The following is a 21846-nucleotide window of genomic DNA, read 5'->3' as shown; positions in this document are numbered from 1 at the left end:
GGGTCGGTGAGGGCCGCTGCGGAGCGGTTGATCCGGTGGGCCGAGTCGGTGACGTCCGCCGTGGAGCGGCCGGTGTGGCTGAGCCAGGCGATCGATCCGGTGGTGACGGCGTTGACGGGGGTTCCCGCGCGGACGTGACTTCAACGGGTGTGACGTTCACGGGTGTGCCCGCGAAGACCTGACAACGGCCGCGCGTCCCACCCGTCCCGGGCCTACATTGGACGTACGTCACCGTCGACGCCCCGGAGTCCACCATGTCGGTCACCCCTGTCCTTGAGGCCGATGTCCTGCGTCGGCAGGATCCCGAGCTGGCCGAGATCCTGCTCGGGGAGCTGACCCGGCAGTCGACGACGCTTCAGCTGGTCGCGGCCGAGAACTTCAGCTCGCCCGCCGTGCTGGCCGCGCTCGGCTCCCCGCTGGCCAACAAGTACGCCGAGGGCTACCCCGGCGCCCGTCACCATGGCGGCTGCGAGATCGTCGACGTCGCCGAGCGTGTCGCCGTGGACCGCGCGAAGGCCCTGTTCGGCGCCGAGCACGCCAACGTGCAGTCCCACTCCGGCTCTTCGGCCGTGCTGGCCGCGTACGCCGCGCTGCTGCGGCCCGGTGACACCGTCCTCGCGCTGGGGCTCCCGTACGGCGGTCATCTCACGCACGGGTCGCCCGCGAACTTCTCCGGGCGGTGGTTCGACTTCGTGGGGTACGGGGTGGACGCCGAGACCGGGCTCATCGACTACGACCAGGTGCGCACCCTCGCCCGTACGCACCGGCCCAAGGCGATCGTGTGCGGTTCCATCGCCTACCCGAGGCACATCGACTACGCATTCTTCCGCGAGGTGGCCGACGAGGTCGGCGCCTATCTCATCGCCGACGCCGCCCACCCCATCGGCCTCGTCGCCGGGGGAGCGGCGCCGAACCCGGTGCCGTACGCCGATGTCGTCTGCGCCACCACGCACAAGGTGCTGCGCGGGCCGCGCGGCGGGATGCTGCTGTGCGGGAGCGAGCTGGCCGAACGGGTGGACCGGGCCGTTTTTCCGTTCACCCAGGGCGGCGCGCAGATGAACACCATCGCGGCGAAGGCCGTCGCGTTCGGCGAGGCGGCGACGCCGGCCTTCACGGCGTACGCCCATCAGGTGGTCGCCAACGCCCGGGTGCTCGCGGCGGGGCTGGCGGCGGAGGGGCTGGTCGTCACCACGGGCGGCACCGACACCCATCTGATCACCGTCGACCCGATGCCGCTGGGCATCGACGGGCGCGTCGCCCGCAGTCAACTCGCCGCCGCCGGGATGGTGTTGGACTGCTGCGCGCTGCCGCACGGCGACACCCGCGGCCTCCGGCTCGGCACGGCGGCGATGACCACGCAGGGCATGGGGGAGGGCGAGATGGCGGGCATCGCGGCGCTGATCGCGGGTGTGCTGCGCGGACGGGTCGACGCCAGACGGGCCCGTGACGAAGTGCGGGATCTTGTGGGTGGATTCCCGCCGTATCCGGGCTGAACGGGGGTACCCGGACCCTGGCACACAGCCACACGTGCAACCATCTTCGCTACCCGGAAGTCCCCAACCATATGCGTCCCTCGCTAGGGTGTGGGGCTGTGATGGCCAGCGAGACCTGTGGGGAAGCCTGTGCGTGAATACCTGCTGACGCTCTGCGTGACGGCCGCGGTGACGTATCTGCTGACCGGGCCGGTGCGGAAGTTCGCGATCGTGGCCGGGGCGATGCCGGAGATCAGGGCCCGTGACGTGCACCGGGAACCGACTCCGCGGCTCGGCGGTATCGCCATGTTCTTCGGCCTGTGCGCCGGCCTGCTGGTCGCCGACCACCTGACCAACCTCAGCGAGGTCTTCCAGAACTCGAACGAGCCGCGGGCCCTGCTCTCCGGCGCCGCCCTGATCTGGCTGATCGGTGTCCTGGACGACAAGTTCGAGATCGACGCCCTGATCAAGCTGGGCGGCCAGATGATCGCCGCCGGCGTGATGGTCATGCAGGGTCTGACGATCCTGTGGCTGCCCATCCCGGGCGTCGGCAACGTGGCGCTGACCCAGTGGCAGGGCACCCTGCTCACGGTCGCCCTGGTCGTCATCACCATCAACGCGGTCAACTTCGTCGACGGCCTCGACGGCCTCGCCTCCGGCATGGTCTGCATCGCCGCCGCCGCGTTCTTCCTGTACGCGTACCGCATCTGGTACTCGTACGGCATCGAGGCCGCCGCCCCGGCCACGCTCTTCTCGGCGATCCTGATGGGCATGTGCATCGGCTTCCTGCCGCACAACATGCACCCCGCGCGGATCTTCATGGGCGACTCCGGCTCGATGCTGATCGGCCTGGTGCTGTCCGCGGGTGCGATCTCCATCACGGGACAGGTCGACCCGGACGCGCTGCAGCTGTTCCTGCACTCGGAGAAGGCGGCCGTGCACTCGACGGTGCCGGTCTACATCCCGCTGCTGCTGCCGCTGACGATCATCGCGGTGCCGGCCGCCGACCTGGTGCTGGCGATCGTCCGCCGCACCTGGCGGGGCCAGTCGCCATTTGCCGCGGACCGCGGCCATCTGCACCACCGGCTCCTGGAGATCGGCCACTCGCACAGCCGGGCCGTGCTGATCATGTACTTCTGGTCGGCGCTGATCGCCTTCGGCGCGCTCGGCTACTCGGTCAACTCGGCCTCCATGTGGATCGTCCTCGGGATCGTCTTCCTGAGCGCGATCGGTCTGGTGCTGCTCCTGCTGCCGCGCTTCACCCCGCGTGCGCCGCGTTGGGCCGAGCACCTGGTGCCGCCGCGTTATCGCCGTCGCAGGGCGGCAGTTGAGCCCGTCGTGGTGCTGGCGGAGGAGGACCGCGATCCGCGTCCGCCGGTTGTCGCCGGAGTGTCAGGAGTCAACGGGGCGACCGCTGTCGGCCCCCGTTCGCGCCTCCTGGACGGACGTAAAGCCGAGTCCTCGCGCTGACGCCAAGGTAAGAATCTGACTAAAGCGTTGCCATCTCGTGGGCAGACAAAGCATCCCCATACCAGACAAGTTGGCCGCTATTTTGCACAGACGCGCACTGTCACTCTCATGTGTGACAGCAAGCACACCTTCTAGGTAAAGACCGCATCAAATAGTTTGTGATACGGTTCACGAGAACCCGGGACAGAGCCGAAGGACCCTAGTGCGACGGTCCATTGGCGTGAGGTTCTCTCTCATCCCGGGACTACGCTCGTCCATGACGACACGCCCCCCTTAGCAAGCGGAGTTGCCGCCATGCCGTCCAATGACGCCCGGATTCTCCTTCAGGCCGCTGTGCCCACAGCTGCCGTCGGCGCGATTGCCGCCGTCGTCAGTGGTGTGGTCGCCGGTGGTGAAGGGGCTATCGGGGCAGCCGTTGGGACGCTGATCGTGATCCTCTTCATGGGAATCGGGCTCTACGTTCTGCAGCGCACTGCCAAATCGCTTCCGCACCTGTTCCAGGCGATGGGCCTCATGCTCTTCGCGGCGCAGATCCTGCTGCTGTTCATCTTCCTCGCCGCGTTCAAGCACACCACGCTGTTCAATCCCAAGGCCTTCGCGTTCACGCTGCTCGCCGGAACCATCGTCTGGACCGCCGCGCAGACCCGTGCCCACATGAAGGCCAAAATCCTCTACGTCGAGCCCGAGAAGTCGGGGCACTCGTCGTGAGAGGTAGGGCCGGGATAAGAGCACGTAAGCGACCCTGCTATCGTCCGGTGCCAACTGCGGCATCGCGGGCGCGGGCATCTGAGCTGACGCCTGCTCAATCGCGAGGCTCGATGCCCCACTGCCGCCCCCACATCCGTTACACCAGTCCAGTGCCGAACCGCGGCTGCGCGCCGCGCCGACACAACGAGGTTGCCGTACCTATGCGCCACGCTGAAGGAGCCCGCGGTGAGTGCTGACCCGACGCAGGTGCTCGCCTTCGAGACCGACTGCCACATCTTCGACGGCTGTGGCTTCCCGGCTCCCGGCCTGCACTCGTTCCTGTTCAAGCCCCTTCTGGGGGACGGCGACAGCAACGTGTACTTCAACAAGCCGATGCTGCTGGCGCTGATCGGCTCGGTCATCGTTGTCGGCTTCTTCTGGGCCGCCTTCCGCAAGCCGAAGGTCGTCCCCGGCAAGCTGCAGATGGTCGCCGAGACCGGCTACGACTTCATCCGCCGCGGTGTCGTCTACGAGACCATCGGAAAGAAGGAAGGCGAGAAGTACGTACCGCTGGTCGTCTCGCTCTTCTTCTTCATCTGGATGATGAACCTCTGGTCGATCGTCCCGGTCGCCCAGTTCCCGGTGACCTCGATCATCGCGTACCCGATCGTCCTCGCGGCGATCGTCTACATCACCTGGGTCTCGCTGACGTTCAAGCGGCACGGATTCGTCGGCGCCTTCAAGAACTTCTCCGGTTACGACAAGTCGCTCGGCGCGGTCCTCCCGCTGGCGATGGGCATCGAGCTCCTCTCGAACCTGATCGTCCGGCCGTTCACGCACGCCGTGCGACTCTTCGCGAACATGTTCGCGGGCCACACCCTGCTGCTGCTCTTCACGATCGCCAGCTGGTACCTGCTCAACGGCATCGGGATCGCCTACGCGGGTGTCTCGTTCGTCATGGTCATCGTGATGACGGCCTTCGAGCTCTTCATCCAGGCCCTGCAGGCGTACGTCTTCGTGCTGCTGACCTGCACCTTCATCCAGGGCGCGCTCGCCGAGCACCACTGAGCACCCCCCTCCAGAACCCCCTTAGCGTCCGGTGGCCAACCCCCGCCGGTCCGTACAGATAAGGAAGAATCAGCATGGCTGCCACTGAGACCCTCGCTGCCGTCTCCGGTTCGCTCGGCTCCATCGGCTACGGCCTCGCCGCCATCGGTCCCGGCGTCGGCGTCGGCATCATCTTCGGCAACGGCACCCAGGCTCTTGCCCGTCAGCCCGAAGCTGCCGGCCTGATCCGCGCCAACCAGATCCTCGGCTTCGCCTTCTGTGAGGCCCTTGCCCTCATCGGCCTGGTCATGCCGTTCGTCTACGGCACCTGATCTGTCGATCAGCAACAGCCCACTAGACGAAAGGCACTGACATGAGCCAGCTGCTCATTCTGGCGGCCGAGAAGGAGAACCCTCTCGTCCCGCCGATCCCCGAGCTCGTCATCGGCCTGATCGCCTTCGTCATCGTCTTCGGCTTCCTCGCCAAGAAGCTCCTCCCGAACATCAACAAGGTTCTGGACGAGCGGCGCGAGGCCATCGAGGGCGGTATCGAGAAGGCCGAGGCCGCCCAGACCGAGGCCCAGAGCGTGCTTGAGCAGTACAAGGCTCAGCTCGCCGAGGCCCGGCACGAGGCCGCGCGTCTGCGCCAGGAGGCACAGGAGCAGGGCGCCACGCTCATCGCCGAGATGCGCGCGGAAGGCCAGCGGCAGCGCGAGGAGATCGTCGCCGCCGGTCACACGCAGATCGAGGCAGACCGCAAGGCCGCTTCGCAGGCGCTGCGCCAGGACGTCGGCAAGCTCGCCACCGACCTGGCCGGCAAGCTCGTCGGCGAGTCCCTCGAGGACCACGCCCGGCAGAGCCGCGTCATCGACCGCTTCCTCGACGAGCTCGAAGAGAAGGCCGAGGCCGCGCGATGAACGGAGCGAGCCGCGAGGCCCTGGCGGCCGCACGCGAGCGTCTCGACGCGCTCACGGACTCCACGTCCGTGAACGCGGCGCAGCTCGCCGACGAACTGGCCGCCGTCACCGCGCTGCTCGGCCGTGAGGTGTCGTTGCGTCGGGTCCTCACCGACCCGGCGCAGGACGGCGAGGCCAAGGCCCAGCTTGCCGAGCGCCTGCTCGGCGGTCAGGTCGGCGGCTCCGCCCTCGACCTGGTGTCCGGCATGGTGCGCTCCCGCTGGTCGCAGTCCCGCGACCTGGTGGACGCGCTGGAGGAGCTGGCGGCCACCGCCGACCTCACTGCCGCCCAGCAGTCGGGCCAGCTCGACGACGTCGAGGACGAACTGTTCCGGTTCGGCCGGATCGTCGCCTCGGACACCGGGCTGCGTGCCGCGCTGACCAACCGCGCGGCGGGCACCGCGGCCAAGAGCGAGCTGCTGAGCAGCCTGCTCGGCGGCCGGGCCAAGCCCGCCACCGAACGACTGGTGACGCGCCTTGTGACCGCGCCCCGGGGACGTAGCCTGGAAGCGGGACTCGAGTCCCTGTCCAAGCTCGCCGCCGACCGCCGCAGTCGCCTGGTCGCGGTCGTCACCACGGCGGTCCCGCTGAGCGACCCGCAGAAGCAGCGCCTGGGCGCCGCCCTCGCGAAGCTCTACGGCCGTCACATGCACCTGAACATCGACGTGGACCCCGAGGTCCTCGGCGGTATCCGGGTGCAGGTCGGCGACGAGATCATCAACGGCTCCATCGCGGACCGCCTCGATGACGCCACCCGCCGTATGGCGAGCTAGCAGCACCACAACAAAGACGTAGTAAGGCGGCCCGAGTTGGGCCGTGCAGAGGATTCACCTCGTTCAGGGGGGAGTCCCCCCATCCCCCCAAGTGAAACTTCGGGCCCAACAAGGAGAGCAGGGAACCCAGATGGCGGAGCTCACGATCCGGCCGGAGGAGATCCGGGACGCGCTGGAGAACTTCGTCCAGTCGTACAAGCCGGACGCGGCCTCGCGCGAGGAGGTCGGTACGGTCACCCTTGCCGGCGACGGCATCGCGAAGGTCGAGGGCCTGCCCTCGGCCATGGCCAACGAACTGCTGAAGTTCGAGGACGGCACCCTCGGTCTCGCGCTCAACCTCGAAGAGCGTGAGATCGGTACCGTCATCCTCGGTGAGTTCAGCGGTGTCGAGGAGGGCCAGCCGGTCACCCGTACCGGAGAGGTCCTGTCCGTCGCCGTCGGCGAGGGCTACCTCGGCCGTGTCGTCGACCCGCTCGGCAACCCGATCGACGGCCTCGGCGAGATCGAGACCAGCGGTCGCCGCGCCCTCGAGCTGCAGGCCCCGGGCGTCATGGTCCGCAAGTCGGTGCACGAGCCGATGGAGACCGGCTACAAGGCCGTCGACGCGATGACCCCGATCGGCCGTGGCCAGCGTCAGCTGATCATCGGCGACCGCCAGACCGGCAAGACCGCCCTGGCCGTCGACACGATCATCAACCAGCGCGACAACTGGCGCTCGGGCGACGTGAACAAGCAGGTCCGCTGCATCTACGTCGCCATCGGTCAGAAGGGCTCCACCATCGCCTCCGTGCGTGGTGCGCTCGAAGAGGCCGGCGCCCTGGAGTACACGACCATCGTCGCCGCCCCGGCGTCCGACCCGGCCGGCTTCAAGTACCTGGCGCCGTACACCGGTTCGGCCATCGGCCAGCACTGGATGTACGACGGCAAGCACGTCCTCATCATCTTCGACGACCTCTCCAAGCAGGCCGACGCCTACCGCGCCGTCTCCCTGCTGCTGCGCCGTCCGCCGGGCCGCGAGGCCTACCCGGGTGACGTCTTCTACCTGCACTCCCGTCTGCTGGAGCGCTGCGCGAAGCTCTCCGACGAGATGGGCAAGGGCTCGATGACCGGTCTGCCGATCGTCGAGACCAAGGCCAACGACGTCTCGGCGTTCATCCCGACCAACGTCATCTCCATCACCGACGGCCAGTGCTTCCTGGAGTCGGACCTCTTCAACGCCGGTCAGCGCCCCGCGCTGAACGTCGGTATCTCCGTCTCCCGAGTCGGCGGTTCCGCGCAGCACAAGGCGATGAAGCAGGTCTCCGGCCGACTGCGCCTCGACCTCGCCCAGTACCGCGAGCTGGAGGCGTTCGCCGCCTTCGGTTCCGACCTGGACGCCGCGTCGAAGGCCCAGCTGGAGCGCGGTCAGCGTCTGGTCGAGCTGCTCAAGCAGCCGCAGTACCAGCCGATGCCCACCGAGGACCAGGTCGTCTCCGTGTGGTCCGCGACCACCGGCAAGATGGACGACGTACCGGTCGAGGACATCCGCCGCTTCGAGAAGGAGCTCCTGGAGTACCTGCACCGCAAGGAGCAGGGCCTCATGACCTCCATCAAGGAGGGCGGCAAGATGTCGGACGACACCCTCACCGCCGCCGCGGACGCGATCACCGAGTTCAAGAAGCAGTTCGAGACCTCGGACGGCAAGCTCCTCGGCGAGGACGCCCCGGCCGCGGCCAAGTGACGTAAGGAAGGGACCTGACTCATGGGAGCCCAGCTCCGGGTCTACAAGCGTCGCATCCGATCCGTCACCGCGACCAAGAAGATCACCAAGGCGATGGAGATGATCGCCGCCTCGCGTGTCGTCAAGGCGCACCGCAAGGTGCAGGCCTCGACGCCGTACGCGAAGGAACTGACGCGCGCGGTCACGGCGGTCGGCACGGGTTCGAACACCAGGCACCCGCTGACCACCGAGGCCGAGACGCCGACCCGTTCCGCTGTGCTGCTCCTCACGAGCGACCGCGGTCTGGCCGGCGCCTTCAACTCCAACGCCATCAAGGCCGCGGAGCAGCTGACCGCGCGTCTCGAGGCCGAGGGCAAGGAGGTCGACACGTACATCGTCGGCCGCCGCGGTGTCGCCCACTACAACTTCCGTGAGCGCAAGATCTCGGAGCAGTGGACGGGCTTCACCGACGAGCCCACCTACGCGGACGCGAAGAAGGTCGCGGGTCCGCTCATCGAGGCCATCGAGAAGGACACGGCGGAGGGCGGCGTGGACGAACTCCACATCGTCTACACCGAGTTCGTCTCGATGATGACGCAGACGCCGGTCGACAGCCGGCTGCTGCCCCTCAGCCTCGAAGAGGTCGCGGAAGAGGCGACGCCCCAGGGCGAGATCCTTCCGCTGTACGACTTCGAGCCGTCGGCGGAGGACGTCCTGGACGCCCTCCTGCCGCGGTACGTCGAGAGCCGTATCTACAACGCGCTGCTCCAGTCGGCTGCCTCCAAGCACGCCGCCACGCGCCGCGCGATGAAGTCGGCTACCGACAACGCGGGAGACCTGATCACCACGCTCTCCCGTCTTGCCAACGCGGCCCGCCAGGCCGAAATCACCCAGGAAATCAGCGAGATCGTCGGTGGCTCCGCAGCCCTGGCCGACGCGACCGCGGGGAGTGACAAGTAATGACGACGACAGTTGAGACGGCCGTTGCCACGGGCCGCGTCGCCCGGGTCATCGGCCCGGTCGTCGACGTGGAGTTCCCCGTCGACGCGATGCCGGAGATCTACAACGCTCTGCACGTCGAGGTGGCCGACCCGGCCCTGGACGGCGCGAAGAAGACGCTGACCCTGGAGGTCGCCCAGCACCTGGGTGACGGCCTGGTCCGCACCATCTCGATGCAGCCCACCGACGGTCTGGTCCGCCAGGCCCCGGTCACCGACACCGGCGACGGCATCACCGTCCCGGTCGGCGACTTCACCAAGGGCAAGGTGTTCAACACCCTCGGTGAGGTGCTGAACAGCGACGAGAAGTACACGGGCGAGCGCTGGTCCATCCACCGCAAGGCCCCGCGCTTCGACGAGCTCGAGTCGAAGACCGAGATGTTCGAGACCGGCGTCAAGGTCATCGACCTGCTCACCCCGTACGTCAAGGGCGGCAAGATCGGCCTGTTCGGCGGTGCCGGCGTCGGCAAGACGGTGCTCATCCAGGAGATGATCTACCGCGTCGCCAACAACCACGACGGTGTCTCCGTGTTCGCCGGTGTCGGCGAGCGCACCCGTGAGGGCAACGACCTCATCGAGGAGATGGCCGACTCGGGCGTCATCGACAAGACGGCCCTTGTCTTCGGCCAGATGGACGAGCCCCCGGGCACCCGTCTGCGCGTGGCCCTGGCCGGTCTGACCATGGCGGAGTACTTCCGCGATGTGCAGAACCAGGACGTGCTGTTCTTCATCGACAACATCTTCCGCTTCACGCAGGCCGGTTCCGAGGTCTCGACCCTGCTCGGCCGTATGCCCTCCGCGGTGGGCTACCAGCCGAACCTGGCCGACGAGATGGGTCTCCTCCAGGAGCGCATCACCTCGACCCGCGGTCACTCGATCACCTCGATGCAGGCGATCTACGTCCCCGCGGACGACCTGACCGACCCGGCCCCGGCCACCACCTTCGCCCACCTCGACGCGACGACGGTTCTCTCCCGTCCGATCTCCGAGAAGGGCATCTACCCGGCCGTGGACCCGCTGGACTCCACGTCCCGCATCCTGGACCCCCGCTACATCGCGGCGGACCACTACAACACCGCGATGCGCGTCAAGACGGTCCTGCAGAAGTACAAGGACCTTCAGGACATCATCGCGATCCTCGGTATCGACGAGCTGGGCGAGGAGGACAAGCTCACCGTCCACCGTGCCCGTCGCGTCGAGCGCTTCCTGTCCCAGAACACCCACGTCGCCAAGCAGTTCACCGGCGTCGACGGGTCGGACGTCCCGCTGGACGAGTCGATCACCGCGTTCAACTCGATCATCGACGGGGAGTACGACCACTTCCCGGAGCAGGCGTTCTTCCTCTGCGGCGGTATCGAGGACCTGAAGGCGAACGCGAAGGAGCTGGGCGTCTCCTGACCCCGTGCTTCACCTGAGGGGGTGGGGCGTGTCCCACCCCCTCTTCCACGCCCATTAGAATTGACCCAACACCCGGCACGACCGCCGGGTGGTGACCCGAGGAGCCCACCTTGGCTGCTGAGCTGCATGTCGAGCTCGTCGCCGCGGACCGCCAGGTCTGGTCCGGCGAGGCCACCCTGGTCGTCGCGCGCACCACGTCCGGCGACATCGGCGTCATGCCCGGTCACCAGCCGCTGCTCGGTGTGCTGGAGTCGGGCCCGGTGACCATTCGTACGAGCGATGGTGGAACGGTCGTCGCCGCGGTGCACGGCGGTTTCATCTCGTTCGCGGACAACAAGCTGTCGCTGCTCGCCGAGATCGCCGAGCTGTCGGACGAGATCGACGTCCAGCGCGTGGAGCGCGAGCTGGAGCGGGCGAAGGCGGAGGGCGACGAGTCCGCCGAGCGCCGCGCGGACGTCCGCCTGCGTGCGGTGGAGACGCGCTGAACCCAGCGTTGACGCGATGACGTGACTCAGCCGCGGCTGGGACCGGAGGAATCCGGCCCCAGCCGCGGCTGAGGCGAATGTGGGTGTTTTTTCCGTTCCGTTACCTGTTTTACCTAGGAGACGAGGAGGTCGGTGTCGATGGTCCTCGCTCTGACTGTGTGCGGAATTGTTGTGGCCCTGGTAGTGGTGGGGCTGTTCGTCTTCGGCCTGCGCCGCAGACTCATCCAGCGCTCCGGCGGCACCTTCGACTGTTCGCTCCGCTGGGACGTACCGGAGAAACCCGACACCAACGGCAAGGGCTGGAGCTACGGCGTCGCCCGCTACAACGGCGACCGCATCGAGTGGTACCGCGTCTTCTCCTACGCCTACCGCCCGCGCCGCACCCTGGAACGCTCCGCGATCGAGGTCGCCGGCCGCCGTCTCCCCGAGGGCGAGGAGGAACTCGCCCTCCTCTCCGACGCGATCATCCTGACCTGCCTGCACCGGGGCACGCGTCTCGAACTCGCCATGAGCGAGGACGCGTTGACCGGTTTCCTGGCCTGGCTGGAGGCGGCACCGCCCGGCCAGCGGGTCAACGTGGCCTGATCGGACACACCGGGTTGGGTACGTCGGCCTGGCTGACGACGACCGTGTGGGGCGCGGAGCCGAGAGTCACGGTGACGTCCACCGGACAGGCGGCCATGAGAGCCGCGGCAGTCGCCGTGGCGAGTGCGCCGGCCGGCGCGGCCCAGGAGTGGACGGACCTCTTGCTGGTACGGGACGTGGTGGTCCTGCGCTTCATGGTTTCCCCCGTAGTGCGATGTTCCGCTTGCTGTCGTAGGACCAAGATGCCCCAGGTCAGCAGCTTCCTACCGGCGCCAACCGGCCTCCGCCCCGGGCCGAATGGCCCTTCGGGGTGCACGCCGGGGGCGCGCGCCGCACACAACGCGCCGCGGACAGACCGGAGAGGTCTGCCCGCGGCGGTGTGCTGACCTGGGTGGGGCTCAGCTCAGCCCGTTGTTGATGGCCGTCACCAGCTCACCGTTGCTGGTGTCGCCGCTGAAGTCCCAGAAGAACGCGCCGCCCAGACCCTGGGTCTTGGCCCAGCTCATCTTTCCGGCGATCGTGCTCGGGGTGTCGTACGACCACCAGTTGTTGCCGCAGTAGGCGTATGCCGTGCCGGCGATCGTGCCGGTGGCCGGGCAGGTCGTCTTGAGGACCTTGTAGTCCTCGATGCCCTGCTCGTACGTGCCCGCCGCCGGGCCGGTGGCCGTGCCGCCGGGGGCGGCCTGGGTCACGCCGGTCCAGCCTCTGCCGTAGAAGCCGATGCCGATGAGCAGCTTGCTCGCGGCGACGCCCTTCGACTTGAACTTGGCGATCGCGTCGGCCGTGGTGAAGCCGGGGGTCGGGATGCCGGTGTAGGTGGTGAGCGGGGAGTGCGGGGCGGTGGGGCCGGTCGCGTTGAAGGCGCCGAAGAAGTCGTACGTCATCACGTTGTACCAGTTGACGTACTGGGCCGCGCCCGCGTAGTCGGCGGCGTCGATCTTGCCGCCGGAGGTGCCGTCCGCCGTGGTGGCGGCGGTGACCAGGTTGCCGGTGCCGAACTTGGCGCGCAGGGCCTGCATCAGGTTCTTGTAGGCCGCGGCTCCGCTGGTGTCGCAGGAGAGACCGCAGGCGTTCGGGTACTCCCAGTCGATGTCGATGCCGTCGAAGACGTCGGCCCAGCGCGGGTCCTCGACCAGGTTGTAGCAGGAGTTGGCGAACGCGGTCGGGTTGGCCGCGGCCTGGGCGAAGCCGCCGGACCAGGTCCAGCCGCCGAAGGACGAGAGGATCTTGATGTTCGGGTACTTGGCCTTCAGTTCGCGCAGCTGGTTGAAGTTGCCGGCGAGCGGCTGGTCCCAGGTGTCGGCGACACCGCTGACCGACTGGTCGGCGGTGAACGTCTTCTGGTAGTCGGCGTAGGCGTCGCCGATCGCGCACTGCCCGTTCGTCACGTTGCCGAACGCGTAGTTGATGTGCGTGATCTTCGCGGCCGAGCCGGACGTCACCAGGTTCTTGACCTGGTAGTTGCGCTGGTACGTGCCCCACTCGGTGAGGTAGCCGAGCTTGACCTTGCTGCCGGTGGTCGGGGGAGTGGTCGTACCGCCGGTGGTGTGCACGGCGACCGCGCCGCTGACCGGTCCGGTCTGGTCGGCGGTGTCGCGGGCCTGCACGGTGTACGAGTAGTCGGTGCCGGCGGTGAGACCGGTGTCGGTGTACGAGGTGGTCGTCACCGTGGCGACCTTCGTCCCGCCCCGCAGCACGTCGTAGTTCTTGACGCCCTTGTCGTCGGTGGCGGCCGACCAGGACAGGTTCACCGAGGTGTCGGTGATCGACGATGCGGTGGGGGTGCCGGGCGCGGAGGGGGCCGCGTCACCGGGGACCGTGGTGCCGCCGTCACAACTGCCGCCGTTCAGCAGACAGTTGGAGGGCACGCCGGAACCGGCTCCGTTGAAGCCGAAGGAGACGGAGGCGCCGGCGGCGATGGTGCCGTTGTAGGACTTGTTCTTCGCGGTCCAGTGGTTGCCGGAGCTGGTGACGTCCGCGTCCCAGGCCGAGGTGACGGACGTGCCGGAGGGGTAGTCCCACTCGACCGTCCATGAACTGATCGCGCTGGTACCGGTGTTCTTCACGGTCCACTGACCGCCGAAGCCGGTGCCCCAGTCGCTGGTCTTGGTGAAGGTGGCGGTCGCGGTCGAGGCGGCCTGGGCGGGGGCCGCCAGACCGACGAGAGCGGCGAGCGGGAGCAGCAGGGTCGCGAACCCGGCAACTGCTCTGGTTCTGAAGCGCATTGAGCGCCTCCTCGGGGGTAAGGGGGCGCGACTGAGCCTTCGCGCCCACAGTCCCGTGAGGATAGGAAGGTCTGGACCACCGGTCAATAGGTCTGGACCACTTGGGAGTTGGGGGTCAGCGCTCCCCGCCCGGTACCCAAAGGACGTCCCCCGCCGCCTTGTTGGCCGTACGGGCCAGGATGAACAACAGGTCCGACAATCGGTTGAGGTAGGTCGCCGTCAGGGGGTTCATCACCTCGGCGTGGGTCTCCAGGGCCGTCCAGGTCGAGCGTTCGGCGCGGCGGACGACCGTGCAGGCCTGGTGGAGGAGGGCCGCGCCCGGGGTGCCGCCGGGGAGGATGAAGGAGCGGAGTTTCTCCAGGCGGTCGTTGAAGTGGTCGCAGTCCGCCTCCAGCTTGTCGATGTAGAACTGCTCGACCCGGAGGGGCGGGAACTCGGGCTTCTCGACCACGGGTGTGGAGAGGTCGGCGCCCACGTCGAAGAGGTCGTTCTGGACGCGGGTGAGGACCTTGACGATGTCCTCGTCGAGGTTGCCGAGGGCGATGGCGGTGCCGATGGCCGCGTTGGCTTCGTTGGCGTCGGCGTACGCCGAGATGCGGACGTCCGTCTTGGCGACCCGGCTCATGTCGCCGAGGGCGGTCGTGCCCTGGTCGCCGGTCCTGGTGTAGATGCGCGTCAGATTGACCATGTGGCCAGCGTAGTCAGGGTCGGCCGCCGCTCAACTAGGCCGTACGGGCGGTCGAATGACCCGTGCCGGTGTGATGTCCGTCAGATGAGACGTGACGCGCGTTACTAACCGGTCACACAGCGCGGCAGCTTCGCTAGTGTCCGCCGTGAGGCATACGGATACACGCTGTAAGCGTTTCAAAGGGGAGTCGCACAGTGGCACGGAAGCTTGCCGTCATCGGCGCCGGACTCATGGGTTCCGGTATTGCCCAGGTCTCCGCGCAGGCGGGCTGGGACGTCGTCCTGCGCGATGTCACCGACGAGGCCCTGAAGCGTGGCACCGACGGCATCAAGGCCTCGTACGACAAGTTCGTGAGCAAGGGGAAGCTGGAGGCGCACGACGCCGACGCGGCCCTGGGCCGGATCACGGCGACCACCGATCTCGACGCGGTCGGCGACGCGGACATCGTCGTCGAGGCCGTCTTCGAGAAGCTCGAAGTCAAGCACGAGATCTTCCGCGCGCTGGACAAGATCGTGCGTGAGGACGCCGTCCTCGCCTCCAACACCTCCGCCATCCCGATCACGAAGATCGCGGCCGTGACGGAGCGTCCGGAGCGCGTCGTGGGCACGCACTTCTTCTCGCCGGTGCCGATGATGCAGCTGTGCGAACTCGTGCGCGGCTACAAGACGAGCGACGAAACCCTCGCCACCGCGCGGGAGTTCGCCGAATCCGTCGGCAAGACCTGCATCGTCGTCAACCGTGACGTGGCCGGCTTCGTGACGACCCGTCTCATCTCGGCGCTCGTCGTCGAGGCGGCGAAGCTGTACGAGTCGGGCGTCGCCACCGCCGAGGACATCGACCTCGCCTGCAAGCTGGGCTTCGGTCACGCGATGGGCCCGCTGGCCACCGCGGACCTCACCGGCGTCGACATCCTGCTGCACGCGACGAGCAACATCTACACCGAGTCACAGGACGAGAAGTTCGCCCCGCCGGAGCTGATGCGCCGAATGGTGGACGCCGGTGACATCGGCCGCAAGAGCGGGCAGGGCTTCTACAAGCACTGAAACCGCACAGGCCCCTGTGGCATCACACGCAGGGGTGAATTCGGTATCGGTTCGCTCACAGACGGCAACCTCCCGGCACTTCACGCAGTCAGAGGTTGCATCACTCACATCACGGAGTACGCCACCGCACTCACGGGGAGCGCATATGTACATCAGGGGCGACCACGTCGAGCTGGTCGTCGGGGGCCGCCTCGACGTCCGCAGCGCGGCGGACGCCCGTACGGTCCTGCACTCGGCCGTCGACGACGGAGTCGGCGATCTGGTGCTGAACCTGTCCGAGCTCGACTCCTGGGACGCCACCGGCCTCGGCGTCATCATGGGAGCCCATCGACGCGCCGGCCGCTGTGGCCGGCGCCTGGTGCTGCGCGGTGTACCGCCGCAGATGCAGCGCCTGCTCGTGGCCACCCGGCTGCACCGCATCCTCGCGATCGAGGGCGGCATCGGGGCGGAGTGCCTGCCCCGAGTGTGACCAGTTTTGAAAGTGTGTCACTTCCACCGAAAGTGGCACACTTTTTCAAAGAGGCCCGGTCGGCCGCCCGCGAAACACCCGACGCGCGCAATCCTCATGAGACTGTGACGTCTCGGACGGCGCGGTACCCCGGGCTGTCGTAGATACTGTGCGAAGGTTTAGGGTTCGGTCGCCCGCTGTGTGACAACCCTTCGAGCGGGCCCGGACCAGAAGCGACAGCGCGGTGTGCAGCAAGGCCGGGAGGGGCCTGGGTCCTGTCGACCCGCACACGACGCTTTTGGGGGGCTTGGACCTATGGACCCGATCAACCGGGAACCCGAGGAGTACGGCCAGGACGGCGACGACACGTCGTCGCGCCAGCGCCCGCCCCGGGAACCCCTCACACCCGACTTCGGCCAGCACACACCCGCGCTCGCCCGCACCGTGCAGCTGGTCACCGGTGACTTCCTGCTCACCGTCAACCCCGTCGACGGCAGCGAGATCGAGGCCTGCCCGCCCGGCCAGCGGCCCGGCCGGCCCGCCAAGCTCACCGCCGCCGAGCGCGCCGAGACCGCCCGCGCGGCCAAACCGCCCGTCCCGCCCGGCCTGAACCGGCCCGCACTCCCGCTCCTGGAACGCCAGGAGGAGCGCGAGCGGCTCGTACGACTGCTCGCCCGCGGCCGCTCCGTACGCCTCACCGGCCCCTCGGGCTCGGGCCGCACCAGCCTCCTCGACCTCGTCGCCGAGGACTGCCTCGACCTCGCCCCCGACGGCGTGATCCGCCTCACCGGCTTCCACCGCACCGCCACCGACCTCCTCTACGACCTCTTCTACGCCGTCTACGACGCACCCCTGCACCGGCCCGCCCGGGACGAACTGCTCACCCTGGTGCGGGAGATCGGCGCGGTCGTCGTCCTCGACGACATCGAGTTCGGCGGCGCCGCCCTGGAGGAACTCCTCGACGCGACCCCCGAGTGCGCCTTCCTGGTCGCCGCGACCCCCGAGATCCCCGCACCGGCCGCCGGCTCCGTCATCGAGGAGGTCTTCCTCGGCGGCCTGCAGCGGGCCGGTGCCGTGGAGGTCCTGGAGCACGGCGTGGGCCGCGTCCTCACCGAGGAGGAGGCGAACTGGGCGGGCGACCTCTACTTCGAGTCCGAGGGCCTGCCCCTGCGCTTCGTCCAGGCCGGCGCCCTGCTCCGGCAGCGCGACGAACAGCGCGTCGGCACCAGCGTGGTGGAGGAGTTCGGCGTCTTCCAGGACATGGTCCCGGCCGACGCGCCCCCCATCACGCCCCTCGACGCCGACGAGGATGACGCCGTACCTCTGCCGTCCCTCGGCGAGGCCGCCGCGCCCGCCCCGCTGCTCGCCTCCCGGCTCAGCTCCTCGGCCCGCGCCACCCTGCGCTTCGCCGTCGCGCTCGGCGGCGAGGTGCCGCACCAGGCCCACCTGCCCGCACTCGTCGGCGACACCCACGCGGACGCCGCCCTCGGCGAACTCGCGGCCTGCGGACTGGTCTCCCCGGTCGGCGGCCGCTACCGGCTCGCCGCCGGCGTCCAGACCCAGCTGGAGGCCGCCGGATACGGCGACGAGATCGAGGCCAGCGCCCTCATCGCCGGGCTGCACTACGCCTGGTGGGCCGGACACCCCTCGGTCACCCCCGAGCGGGTGTGCGCCGAGGCGGACGCGCTGCTCGCCGCCCTCACCGTCCTCGTACCGGCGACCACCCCGCCCGGCGAGGGCGAGGAGAGCGCCACCGTCGAACTGGCCCGCACAGCGGCCCCCGCGTTCGCCGCCGGACTCCACTGGAGCGCCTGGGAACGCGCGCTGCGCTCCGGCGCCGAGGCCGCCCAGCTAGCCGGCAACGCGAGCGAACAGGCCTACTTCCAGCACGAGTTGGGCGTCCTCGCGCTCTGTGAGGGCGACCTCGACCGGGCCCGGGCCGAACTGGAGTCCTCCATCGGCCTGCGCGACACCGCCGCCGACAAGCGCGGCACCGTCGCCGGCCGGCGCGCCCTCGCCCTGGTCGCCGACCGCTCCGGCATCACGATCGGCCTCGGCGCCACGGCCGGCGAGGAAGTGCCCGACGCCCGCTACGAGGAGTCCGCCTCGCCGCCCGGCGGGACACCGACTCCCTTCCCGCCGCTCCAGCCGCCCGGCGACACCTACACCCTCGTCGCCCACCAGGCCCCGGCCGGCAGCCCCACGCCCCACAACAAGGCGCGCGGCGGCCTGCGCGGCTACGCCCGGCGCAACCTCGTCGCGGCCGGCGCGGGCGCGCTGCTCGCCGCCGTCCTGGGCACCGTCGTGACCCTCGGCGCCACGTCCAACAACAACGCCGACAACCCGTCCGACAAGGTCGGCGTCAACCCGTCCGCCAGCCAGGGCAACTCCGACGACAGCCTGGGCGCCGACCCGGCGAAGAAGGGCGACAACGGCACGGCCAGCAGCAGCCCGACCAACCCCGGCCCCGACGGGACCTACGGCACGTCGGACGATCCGACCCCGCCGTCGAGCAGCGGCACGCCTTCGGACAAGCCGAGCGGGACGAGCGGCAGGCCCACGTCGCCGACACCGTCCAGGTCCACGTCGCATTCGCCGAGTTCGACTCCGTCGCATTCGGCGTCTCCTTCACAGACACCGTCGAGCACTCCGTCTGAGTCCGTGACACCTACCCCGACGCCCACGCCGTCGAGCACCCCGTCCACGGGAACCTCGGCGAGCGGCATCGTCTCCTCCAGCGCCCCCGCGGACACCACCAGTTCGGCCGCCCCCGCGAGCAGCATCGCCTCGGGCACCGTGATCTGACCCTCCGTACGACCCCGAAAGGGCCGGCTCCGATGATCGGAACCGGCCCTTTTCGTCGTAGGGGAATCGGAGTCGGTCAGAACAGGCGCAGCTTGTCGTCCTCGATGCCGCGCAGGGCGTCGTAGTCCAGGACCGCGCAGCCGATGCCGCGGTCGGTGGCGAGGACGCGGGCCTGCGGTTTGATCTCCTGGGCGGCGAAGATGCCGCGCACCGGGGCGAGATGCGGATCGCGGTTCAACAGGTCCAGATAGCGCGTGAGTTGCTCCACGCCGTCGATCTCGCCGCGCCGCTTGATCTCGACCGCGACGGTCTGGCCGTCGGCGTCCCGGCACAGGATGTCGACCGGTCCGATGGCCGTCATGTACTCGCGGCGGATGAGCGTGTAGCCGTCGCCGAGGGTGTCGATGCGGTCGGCCAGCAACTCCTGGAGGTGCGCTTCCACGCCGTCCTTGATCAGGCCGGGGTCCACGCCGAGCTCGTGCGAGGAGTCGTGGAGGATCTCCTCCATCGTGATGATGAGCTTCTCGCCCGCCTTGTTGATGACGGTCCAGACGCCCTCGTCGTCCCCGGAACCCTCCTTCAGCGTGCAGGGCGGCGACATCCAGTTGAGGGGCTTGTAGGCCCGGTCGTCCGCGTGGATCGAGACGCTGCCGTCCGCCTTCACCAGGATGAGACGGGGGGCGGAGGGGAGGTGGGCGGTGAGCCGGCCCGCGTAGTCCACGGAACACCGGGCAATGACGAGACGCATGGTCGGCAACGCTACTCGACGGGCGACAGTGAACGCGATTCGCCCTGGAAGACCCCTGACGCCCCTTGTTCATTCATGGCCGATTGTGGGCCTATTGAGAGTTCCCTATGTACGCATTCTCCTGGTGCCGCCTCCTTCAGTTGCCTACCGTATAAACGGGAGGTCGCGAGACGTGTACGCAGCGTGTTCGTAATCGCGGACTCCCTTATCTGTCCGGCAACCCCCGCGAGTTGGGGGTGCGAGAGGAGAACCCATGTCGCTCGACGTCTCACCGGCCCTACTCGAAAAGGCCGAGCGAGGCGAGGTCGACGAAGCTGAATTCGTCGACTGCGTCCGGACCTCCCTGCCTTACGCATGGGAGATGATCAGCTCCCTGGTGGCTCAGCTGAAGGTCGACGGCGGTGCGTTCGCCGACAACCAGACGCCGCCGCCGGACGAGCAGGCACGCGGTCAGTTGCTGCGTGCGCTCGCGAGTGACGCGATACGCGGCGCGCTGCAGCGGCACTTCGGTGTGCGGCTGGCCTTCCAGAACTGCCACCGGGTGGCGGTGTTCCCGTTGGACGGCTCGGTCGACGAGACGCTGGCTCGCTTCACCTCGGTGCGCAGCCAACTGCTGAACCAGTCCCCGGAGTTCAGGGACTGCTGACGAGGCGATGCGCATTGCTTGCCGCTCCGTACGCGGGAGGTGCTTTCTGTACTGGGGCGGCAAGCTCCCCGCACGTTGCTCAGCCGAGGTGCGGGAGCACCTCGGCACCCAGCCGCCGTACGTTCTCCTCGGTCGACGCCAGGTCCCCGGAGCCCTCGACGAGCAGCGCGAAGCGGGAGATGCCGGTCCGCTCCGAGGTGGCCGCGAGCCGGTCCACGCACAATCGCGGGGTGCCCACCGGGTGCAGTCCGCAGAGGAGTTCGGTGTACGCCAGCGGGTCGCGCATCCGGCGCTCGCGGTCGTCCACCGTCACATGGGCGTCCAGCCCCTGCTTCAGCCAGCCCGGCATCGCCTTCACGAGCGCCTCCACCGCGTCGGCCCGCTTGTCCGCGATCTGGCAGACCCCGGCCGACACATGGGCCGCGTCCCGGATCTCCTCCGCCGGCCGTCCGGCCGCCCGCGCCAACTGCCGCCACAGGGTGACCATCTCGGCCTTCTCCTCGTCCCCGACATGCATGCCGAGCAGCATCGGCAGGCCCCGCTCGGCCGCCAGCCGCACGCTCGCGGGGGAGGTGCAGGCGACGACGACCTCGGGGCCCGGCGCGTCCGAAAGCGCCTCCGACGGCCTTGGTACGACGGGGACTTCACGGAACGCGTAGCGGTCACCGGTGCCCGCGACCGAGGGCTCTCGCAGCCAGCTCATCAGCAGATCCAGTGATTCCGGGAACCCCTGTTCGTACGCCGAGAGGCCCGCGCCGAACACCTCCAGGTCGACCCACGGCCCGCCGCGCCCGACGCCCAGCGAGAAGCGCCCCCCGCTCGTCACATGCAGCAGCGCGGCCTGCTCGCCCAGGGCGACCGGATGGACGGTGGGCAGCACACTGACCGCGGTGCCGACGCGGATGCGCTCGGTGCGGCCCAGCAGTAAGGCGGCCAGGGTGACCGCGGACGGGCAGGTGCCGTAGGGCACGAAGTGGTGTTCGGCCAGCCAGGCCGTGTCGAGGCCGGCTTCTTCGGCGAGCTCCACCGAGCGGACCGCGCGGTGCAGCGCCTCCCCCTGGCCCTGCCCCGGGAACTGGGCCGCCAACACAAAACTTCCGACGCGCATGGTTCTTCCTGCTTCCTCGGCTCCGACACGGAGCTCCCCCACCGGGCATAACCGTCCGACACGTGCCTAGGACACGGCCTCGCGGAGAGATTTGCGGATTGTCTGCAGAATGTGCGGCCCTGAGGGGGACTTGTATGGGTTGATGCCCTTCGCGCACCCCTGTGTGGGGCACGTAGGCTGGACACAGCCCGTGCCTCCTGTATAGCCCCGTGAGGTGTTCTGTGTCCCCGCGTCGCAACCGACCCAAGGAGTCCGGTTCCCCCGGCCCCAGTGCCGACGACGACCGCTCCGGCCGCTACGGCGGCTGGCAGTCCACGGAGCACTGGCAGGGCGAGGAGTGGAGCGTGCGCCATGTCGCCGGGGCCAGCGCCGAGGGCAAGACGTACCGCTGCCCCGGCTGCGACCAGCAGATTCCCTCCGGCGTCCCGCATGTGGTGGCCTGGCCCGAGCACTCGGGCGTGGACGACCGACGGCACTGGCACAAGGCGTGCTGGAACGCGAAGGACCGCCGCACCACACGGGTGCAGCGGTCCAGGAACGCGCCGAAGTTCTAGTAGGTGTTCCTG

General features: G+C 68.8%; 23 protein-coding genes. 18 read left to right on the top strand and 5 right to left on the bottom strand.

All coding sequences use genetic code 11. The annotated features are described in order from the left end of the window. Positions 1 to 6: 6 nt before the first annotated feature. The 13 genes from ACFXC1_RS15035 (at position 7) to ACFXC1_RS14975 (ending at position 11569) form a co-directional block, all read left to right on the top strand. A complete protein-coding gene (locus ACFXC1_RS15035; protein WP_381242768.1) occupies positions 7 to 138 on the top strand; it encodes a hypothetical protein in 132 nt (43 codons plus the stop codon). Positions 139 to 254: 116 nt separating this feature from the next. Next, complete coding sequence (locus ACFXC1_RS15030) at positions 255 to 1493, top strand: serine hydroxymethyltransferase (RefSeq protein WP_381242766.1); 1239 nt, start codon at positions 255 to 257, stop codon at positions 1491 to 1493. Positions 1494 to 1622: 129 nt separating this feature from the next. Continuing rightward, positions 1623 to 2942: an MraY family glycosyltransferase gene (locus ACFXC1_RS15025; protein ID WP_381242764.1), complete on the top strand. Its 1320-nt coding sequence runs from the start codon at positions 1623 to 1625 to the stop codon at positions 2940 to 2942. 294 nt (positions 2943 to 3236) lie between these two features. Then, positions 3237 to 3650: a hypothetical protein gene (locus ACFXC1_RS15020; RefSeq protein ID WP_381242762.1), complete on the top strand. Its 414-nt coding sequence runs from the start codon at positions 3237 to 3239 to the stop codon at positions 3648 to 3650. 210 nt (positions 3651 to 3860) lie between these two features. Beyond that, the gene (gene atpB / locus ACFXC1_RS15015) at positions 3861 to 4697 is read left to right on the top strand and encodes a F0F1 ATP synthase subunit A (protein ID WP_200711013.1); all 837 of its coding nucleotides are present in this window, start codon (positions 3861 to 3863) and stop codon (positions 4695 to 4697) included. Positions 4698 to 4771: 74 nt separating this feature from the next. Continuing rightward, entirely contained in the window at positions 4772 to 5008 is a 237-nt protein-coding gene (locus ACFXC1_RS15010; protein ID WP_043683105.1) for an ATP synthase subunit c family protein, read from the top strand. A gap of 41 nt (positions 5009 to 5049) precedes the next feature. Further along, complete coding sequence (locus tag ACFXC1_RS15005) at positions 5050 to 5592, top strand: F0F1 ATP synthase subunit B (RefSeq protein ID WP_093629142.1); 543 nt, start codon at positions 5050 to 5052, stop codon at positions 5590 to 5592. Next, complete coding sequence (locus ACFXC1_RS15000; protein WP_381242759.1) at positions 5589 to 6404, top strand: F0F1 ATP synthase subunit delta; 816 nt, start codon at positions 5589 to 5591, stop codon at positions 6402 to 6404. Before ACFXC1_RS15005 ends, ACFXC1_RS15000 begins: the two co-directional genes overlap by 4 nt. A 130-nt stretch (positions 6405 to 6534) precedes the next feature. Continuing rightward, on the top strand, positions 6535 to 8124 hold the full coding sequence (gene atpA, locus ACFXC1_RS14995; protein WP_381242757.1) for a F0F1 ATP synthase subunit alpha: 1590 nt from the start codon (positions 6535 to 6537) through the stop codon (positions 8122 to 8124). 21 nt (positions 8125 to 8145) lie between these two features. Then, the gene (locus tag ACFXC1_RS14990; protein ID WP_381242755.1) at positions 8146 to 9063 is read left to right on the top strand and encodes a F0F1 ATP synthase subunit gamma; all 918 of its coding nucleotides are present in this window, start codon (positions 8146 to 8148) and stop codon (positions 9061 to 9063) included. Then, entirely contained in the window at positions 9063 to 10499 is a 1437-nt protein-coding gene (gene atpD, locus ACFXC1_RS14985) for a F0F1 ATP synthase subunit beta (RefSeq protein WP_019073172.1), read from the top strand. The genes ACFXC1_RS14990 and atpD overlap by 1 nt, the downstream gene beginning before the upstream one ends. Positions 10500 to 10609: 110 nt before the next feature. Further along, positions 10610 to 10984 carry a F0F1 ATP synthase subunit epsilon gene (locus ACFXC1_RS14980; protein ID WP_266772606.1) on the top strand — a complete coding sequence of 125 codons (375 nt, stop codon included), beginning with the start codon at positions 10610 to 10612 and terminating at the stop codon, positions 10982 to 10984. A 138-nt stretch (positions 10985 to 11122) separates the two neighbouring features. Continuing rightward, positions 11123 to 11569, top strand: a complete 447-nt coding sequence (locus ACFXC1_RS14975; RefSeq protein WP_026179234.1) for a DUF2550 domain-containing protein — start codon at positions 11123 to 11125, stop codon at positions 11567 to 11569. Here ACFXC1_RS14975 and ACFXC1_RS14970 read toward each other — a convergent pair. The 3 genes from ACFXC1_RS14970 to ACFXC1_RS14960 all read right to left on the bottom strand — a co-directional run bounded on the left by ACFXC1_RS14970 (position 11556) and on the right by ACFXC1_RS14960 (position 14482). Beyond that, the gene (locus tag ACFXC1_RS14970) at positions 11556 to 11765 is read right to left on the bottom strand and encodes a hypothetical protein (RefSeq protein ID WP_381242751.1); all 210 of its coding nucleotides are present in this window, start codon (positions 11763 to 11765) and stop codon (positions 11556 to 11558) included. The two genes, ACFXC1_RS14975 and ACFXC1_RS14970, sit on opposite strands and share 14 nt — an antisense overlap. A 202-nt stretch (positions 11766 to 11967) precedes the next feature. Beyond that, positions 11968 to 13794 carry a glycosyl hydrolase family 18 protein gene (locus ACFXC1_RS14965; protein ID WP_381242749.1) on the bottom strand — a complete coding sequence of 609 codons (1827 nt, stop codon included), beginning with the start codon at positions 13792 to 13794 and terminating at the stop codon, positions 11968 to 11970. Positions 13795 to 13909: 115 nt separating this feature from the next. Beyond that, positions 13910 to 14482: a cob(I)yrinic acid a,c-diamide adenosyltransferase gene (locus tag ACFXC1_RS14960; protein WP_381242747.1), complete on the bottom strand. Its 573-nt coding sequence runs from the start codon at positions 14480 to 14482 to the stop codon at positions 13910 to 13912. A gap of 194 nt (positions 14483 to 14676) precedes the next feature. On the opposite strand from ACFXC1_RS14960, the gene ACFXC1_RS14955 reads away from it, so the two are divergent. The 3 genes from ACFXC1_RS14955 to ACFXC1_RS14945 all read left to right on the top strand — a co-directional run bounded on the left by ACFXC1_RS14955 (position 14677) and on the right by ACFXC1_RS14945 (position 18778). Further along, on the top strand, positions 14677 to 15525 hold the full coding sequence (locus ACFXC1_RS14955; RefSeq protein ID WP_019073166.1) for a 3-hydroxyacyl-CoA dehydrogenase family protein: 849 nt from the start codon (positions 14677 to 14679) through the stop codon (positions 15523 to 15525). 145 nt (positions 15526 to 15670) lie between these two features. Then, positions 15671 to 15994 carry an STAS domain-containing protein gene (locus ACFXC1_RS14950; protein WP_019073165.1) on the top strand — a complete coding sequence of 108 codons (324 nt, stop codon included), beginning with the start codon at positions 15671 to 15673 and terminating at the stop codon, positions 15992 to 15994. Positions 15995 to 16288: 294 nt separating this feature from the next. Next, positions 16289 to 18778 carry an ATP-binding protein gene (locus ACFXC1_RS14945; RefSeq protein ID WP_381242740.1) on the top strand — a complete coding sequence of 830 codons (2490 nt, stop codon included), beginning with the start codon at positions 16289 to 16291 and terminating at the stop codon, positions 18776 to 18778. Between the two features lie 76 nt (positions 18779 to 18854). On the opposite strand, the gene nucS is transcribed toward ACFXC1_RS14945, so the two are convergent. Continuing rightward, on the bottom strand, positions 18855 to 19526 hold the full coding sequence (gene nucS / locus ACFXC1_RS14940) for an endonuclease NucS (protein WP_026179233.1): 672 nt from the start codon (positions 19524 to 19526) through the stop codon (positions 18855 to 18857). A gap of 253 nt (positions 19527 to 19779) precedes the next feature. Here nucS and ACFXC1_RS14935 point away from each other — a divergent pair, with 253 nt between their 5' ends. Next, the gene (locus ACFXC1_RS14935; RefSeq protein WP_019060740.1) at positions 19780 to 20172 is read left to right on the top strand and encodes an SCO5389 family protein; all 393 of its coding nucleotides are present in this window, start codon (positions 19780 to 19782) and stop codon (positions 20170 to 20172) included. Positions 20173 to 20251: 79 nt separating this feature from the next. Here ACFXC1_RS14935 and ACFXC1_RS14930 read toward each other — a convergent pair whose 3' ends face one another. Beyond that, positions 20252 to 21280, bottom strand: a complete 1029-nt coding sequence (locus ACFXC1_RS14930) for an LLM class flavin-dependent oxidoreductase (RefSeq protein ID WP_381242737.1) — start codon at positions 21278 to 21280, stop codon at positions 20252 to 20254. A 221-nt stretch (positions 21281 to 21501) separates the two neighbouring features. Here ACFXC1_RS14930 and ACFXC1_RS14925 point away from each other — a divergent pair, with 221 nt between their 5' ends. After that, positions 21502 to 21834 (top strand): hypothetical protein, encoded by a 333-nt coding sequence (locus tag ACFXC1_RS14925; RefSeq protein ID WP_019073161.1) that lies wholly within the window; start codon positions 21502 to 21504, stop codon positions 21832 to 21834. The last annotated feature ends 12 nt before the right edge of the window (positions 21835 to 21846 follow it).

Origin of the sequence: Streptomyces hokutonensis (assembly GCF_042751305.1) — a bacterium.
Lineage (GTDB): Bacteria > Actinomycetota > Actinomycetes > Streptomycetales > Streptomycetaceae > Streptomyces > Streptomyces hokutonensis_A.
This window is presented reverse-complemented; position numbering and strand designations above follow the sequence as displayed.

What these genes read in the sequence shown, in the direction of transcription:
- ACFXC1_RS15030 (WP_381242766.1), top strand. Translation starts at nt 255, where the DNA reads ATGTCGGTCACCCCTGTCCTTGAGGCCGATGTCCTGCGTCGGCAGGAT.
- ACFXC1_RS15020 (WP_381242762.1), top strand. Translation starts at nt 3,237, where the DNA reads ATGCCGTCCAATGACGCCCGGATTCTCCTTCAGGCCGCTGTGCCCACA.
- ACFXC1_RS15010 (WP_043683105.1), top strand. Translation starts at nt 4,772, where the DNA reads ATGGCTGCCACTGAGACCCTCGCTGCCGTCTCCGGTTCGCTCGGCTCC.
- ACFXC1_RS15005 (WP_093629142.1), top strand. Translation starts at nt 5,050, where the DNA reads ATGAGCCAGCTGCTCATTCTGGCGGCCGAGAAGGAGAACCCTCTCGTC.
- ACFXC1_RS15000 (WP_381242759.1), top strand. Translation starts at nt 5,589, where the DNA reads ATGAACGGAGCGAGCCGCGAGGCCCTGGCGGCCGCACGCGAGCGTCTC.
- atpA (WP_381242757.1), top strand. Translation starts at nt 6,535, where the DNA reads ATGGCGGAGCTCACGATCCGGCCGGAGGAGATCCGGGACGCGCTGGAG.
- ACFXC1_RS14990 (WP_381242755.1), top strand. Translation starts at nt 8,146, where the DNA reads ATGGGAGCCCAGCTCCGGGTCTACAAGCGTCGCATCCGATCCGTCACC.
- atpD (WP_019073172.1), top strand. Translation starts at nt 9,063, where the DNA reads ATGACGACGACAGTTGAGACGGCCGTTGCCACGGGCCGCGTCGCCCGG.
- ACFXC1_RS14975 (WP_026179234.1), top strand. Translation starts at nt 11,123, where the DNA reads ATGGTCCTCGCTCTGACTGTGTGCGGAATTGTTGTGGCCCTGGTAGTG.
- ACFXC1_RS14970 (WP_381242751.1), bottom strand. Translation starts at nt 11,765, where the DNA reads ATGAAGCGCAGGACCACCACGTCCCGTACCAGCAAGAGGTCCGTCCAC.
- ACFXC1_RS14965 (WP_381242749.1), bottom strand. Translation starts at nt 13,794, where the DNA reads ATGCGCTTCAGAACCAGAGCAGTTGCCGGGTTCGCGACCCTGCTGCTC.
- ACFXC1_RS14960 (WP_381242747.1), bottom strand. Translation starts at nt 14,482, where the DNA reads ATGGTCAATCTGACGCGCATCTACACCAGGACCGGCGACCAGGGCACG.
- ACFXC1_RS14950 (WP_019073165.1), top strand. Translation starts at nt 15,671, where the DNA reads ATGTACATCAGGGGCGACCACGTCGAGCTGGTCGTCGGGGGCCGCCTC.
- ACFXC1_RS14945 (WP_381242740.1), top strand. Translation starts at nt 16,289, where the DNA reads ATGGACCCGATCAACCGGGAACCCGAGGAGTACGGCCAGGACGGCGAC.
- nucS (WP_026179233.1), bottom strand. Translation starts at nt 19,526, where the DNA reads ATGCGTCTCGTCATTGCCCGGTGTTCCGTGGACTACGCGGGCCGGCTC.
- ACFXC1_RS14935 (WP_019060740.1), top strand. Translation starts at nt 19,780, where the DNA reads ATGTCGCTCGACGTCTCACCGGCCCTACTCGAAAAGGCCGAGCGAGGC.
- ACFXC1_RS14930 (WP_381242737.1), bottom strand. Translation starts at nt 21,280, where the DNA reads ATGCGCGTCGGAAGTTTTGTGTTGGCGGCCCAGTTCCCGGGGCAGGGC.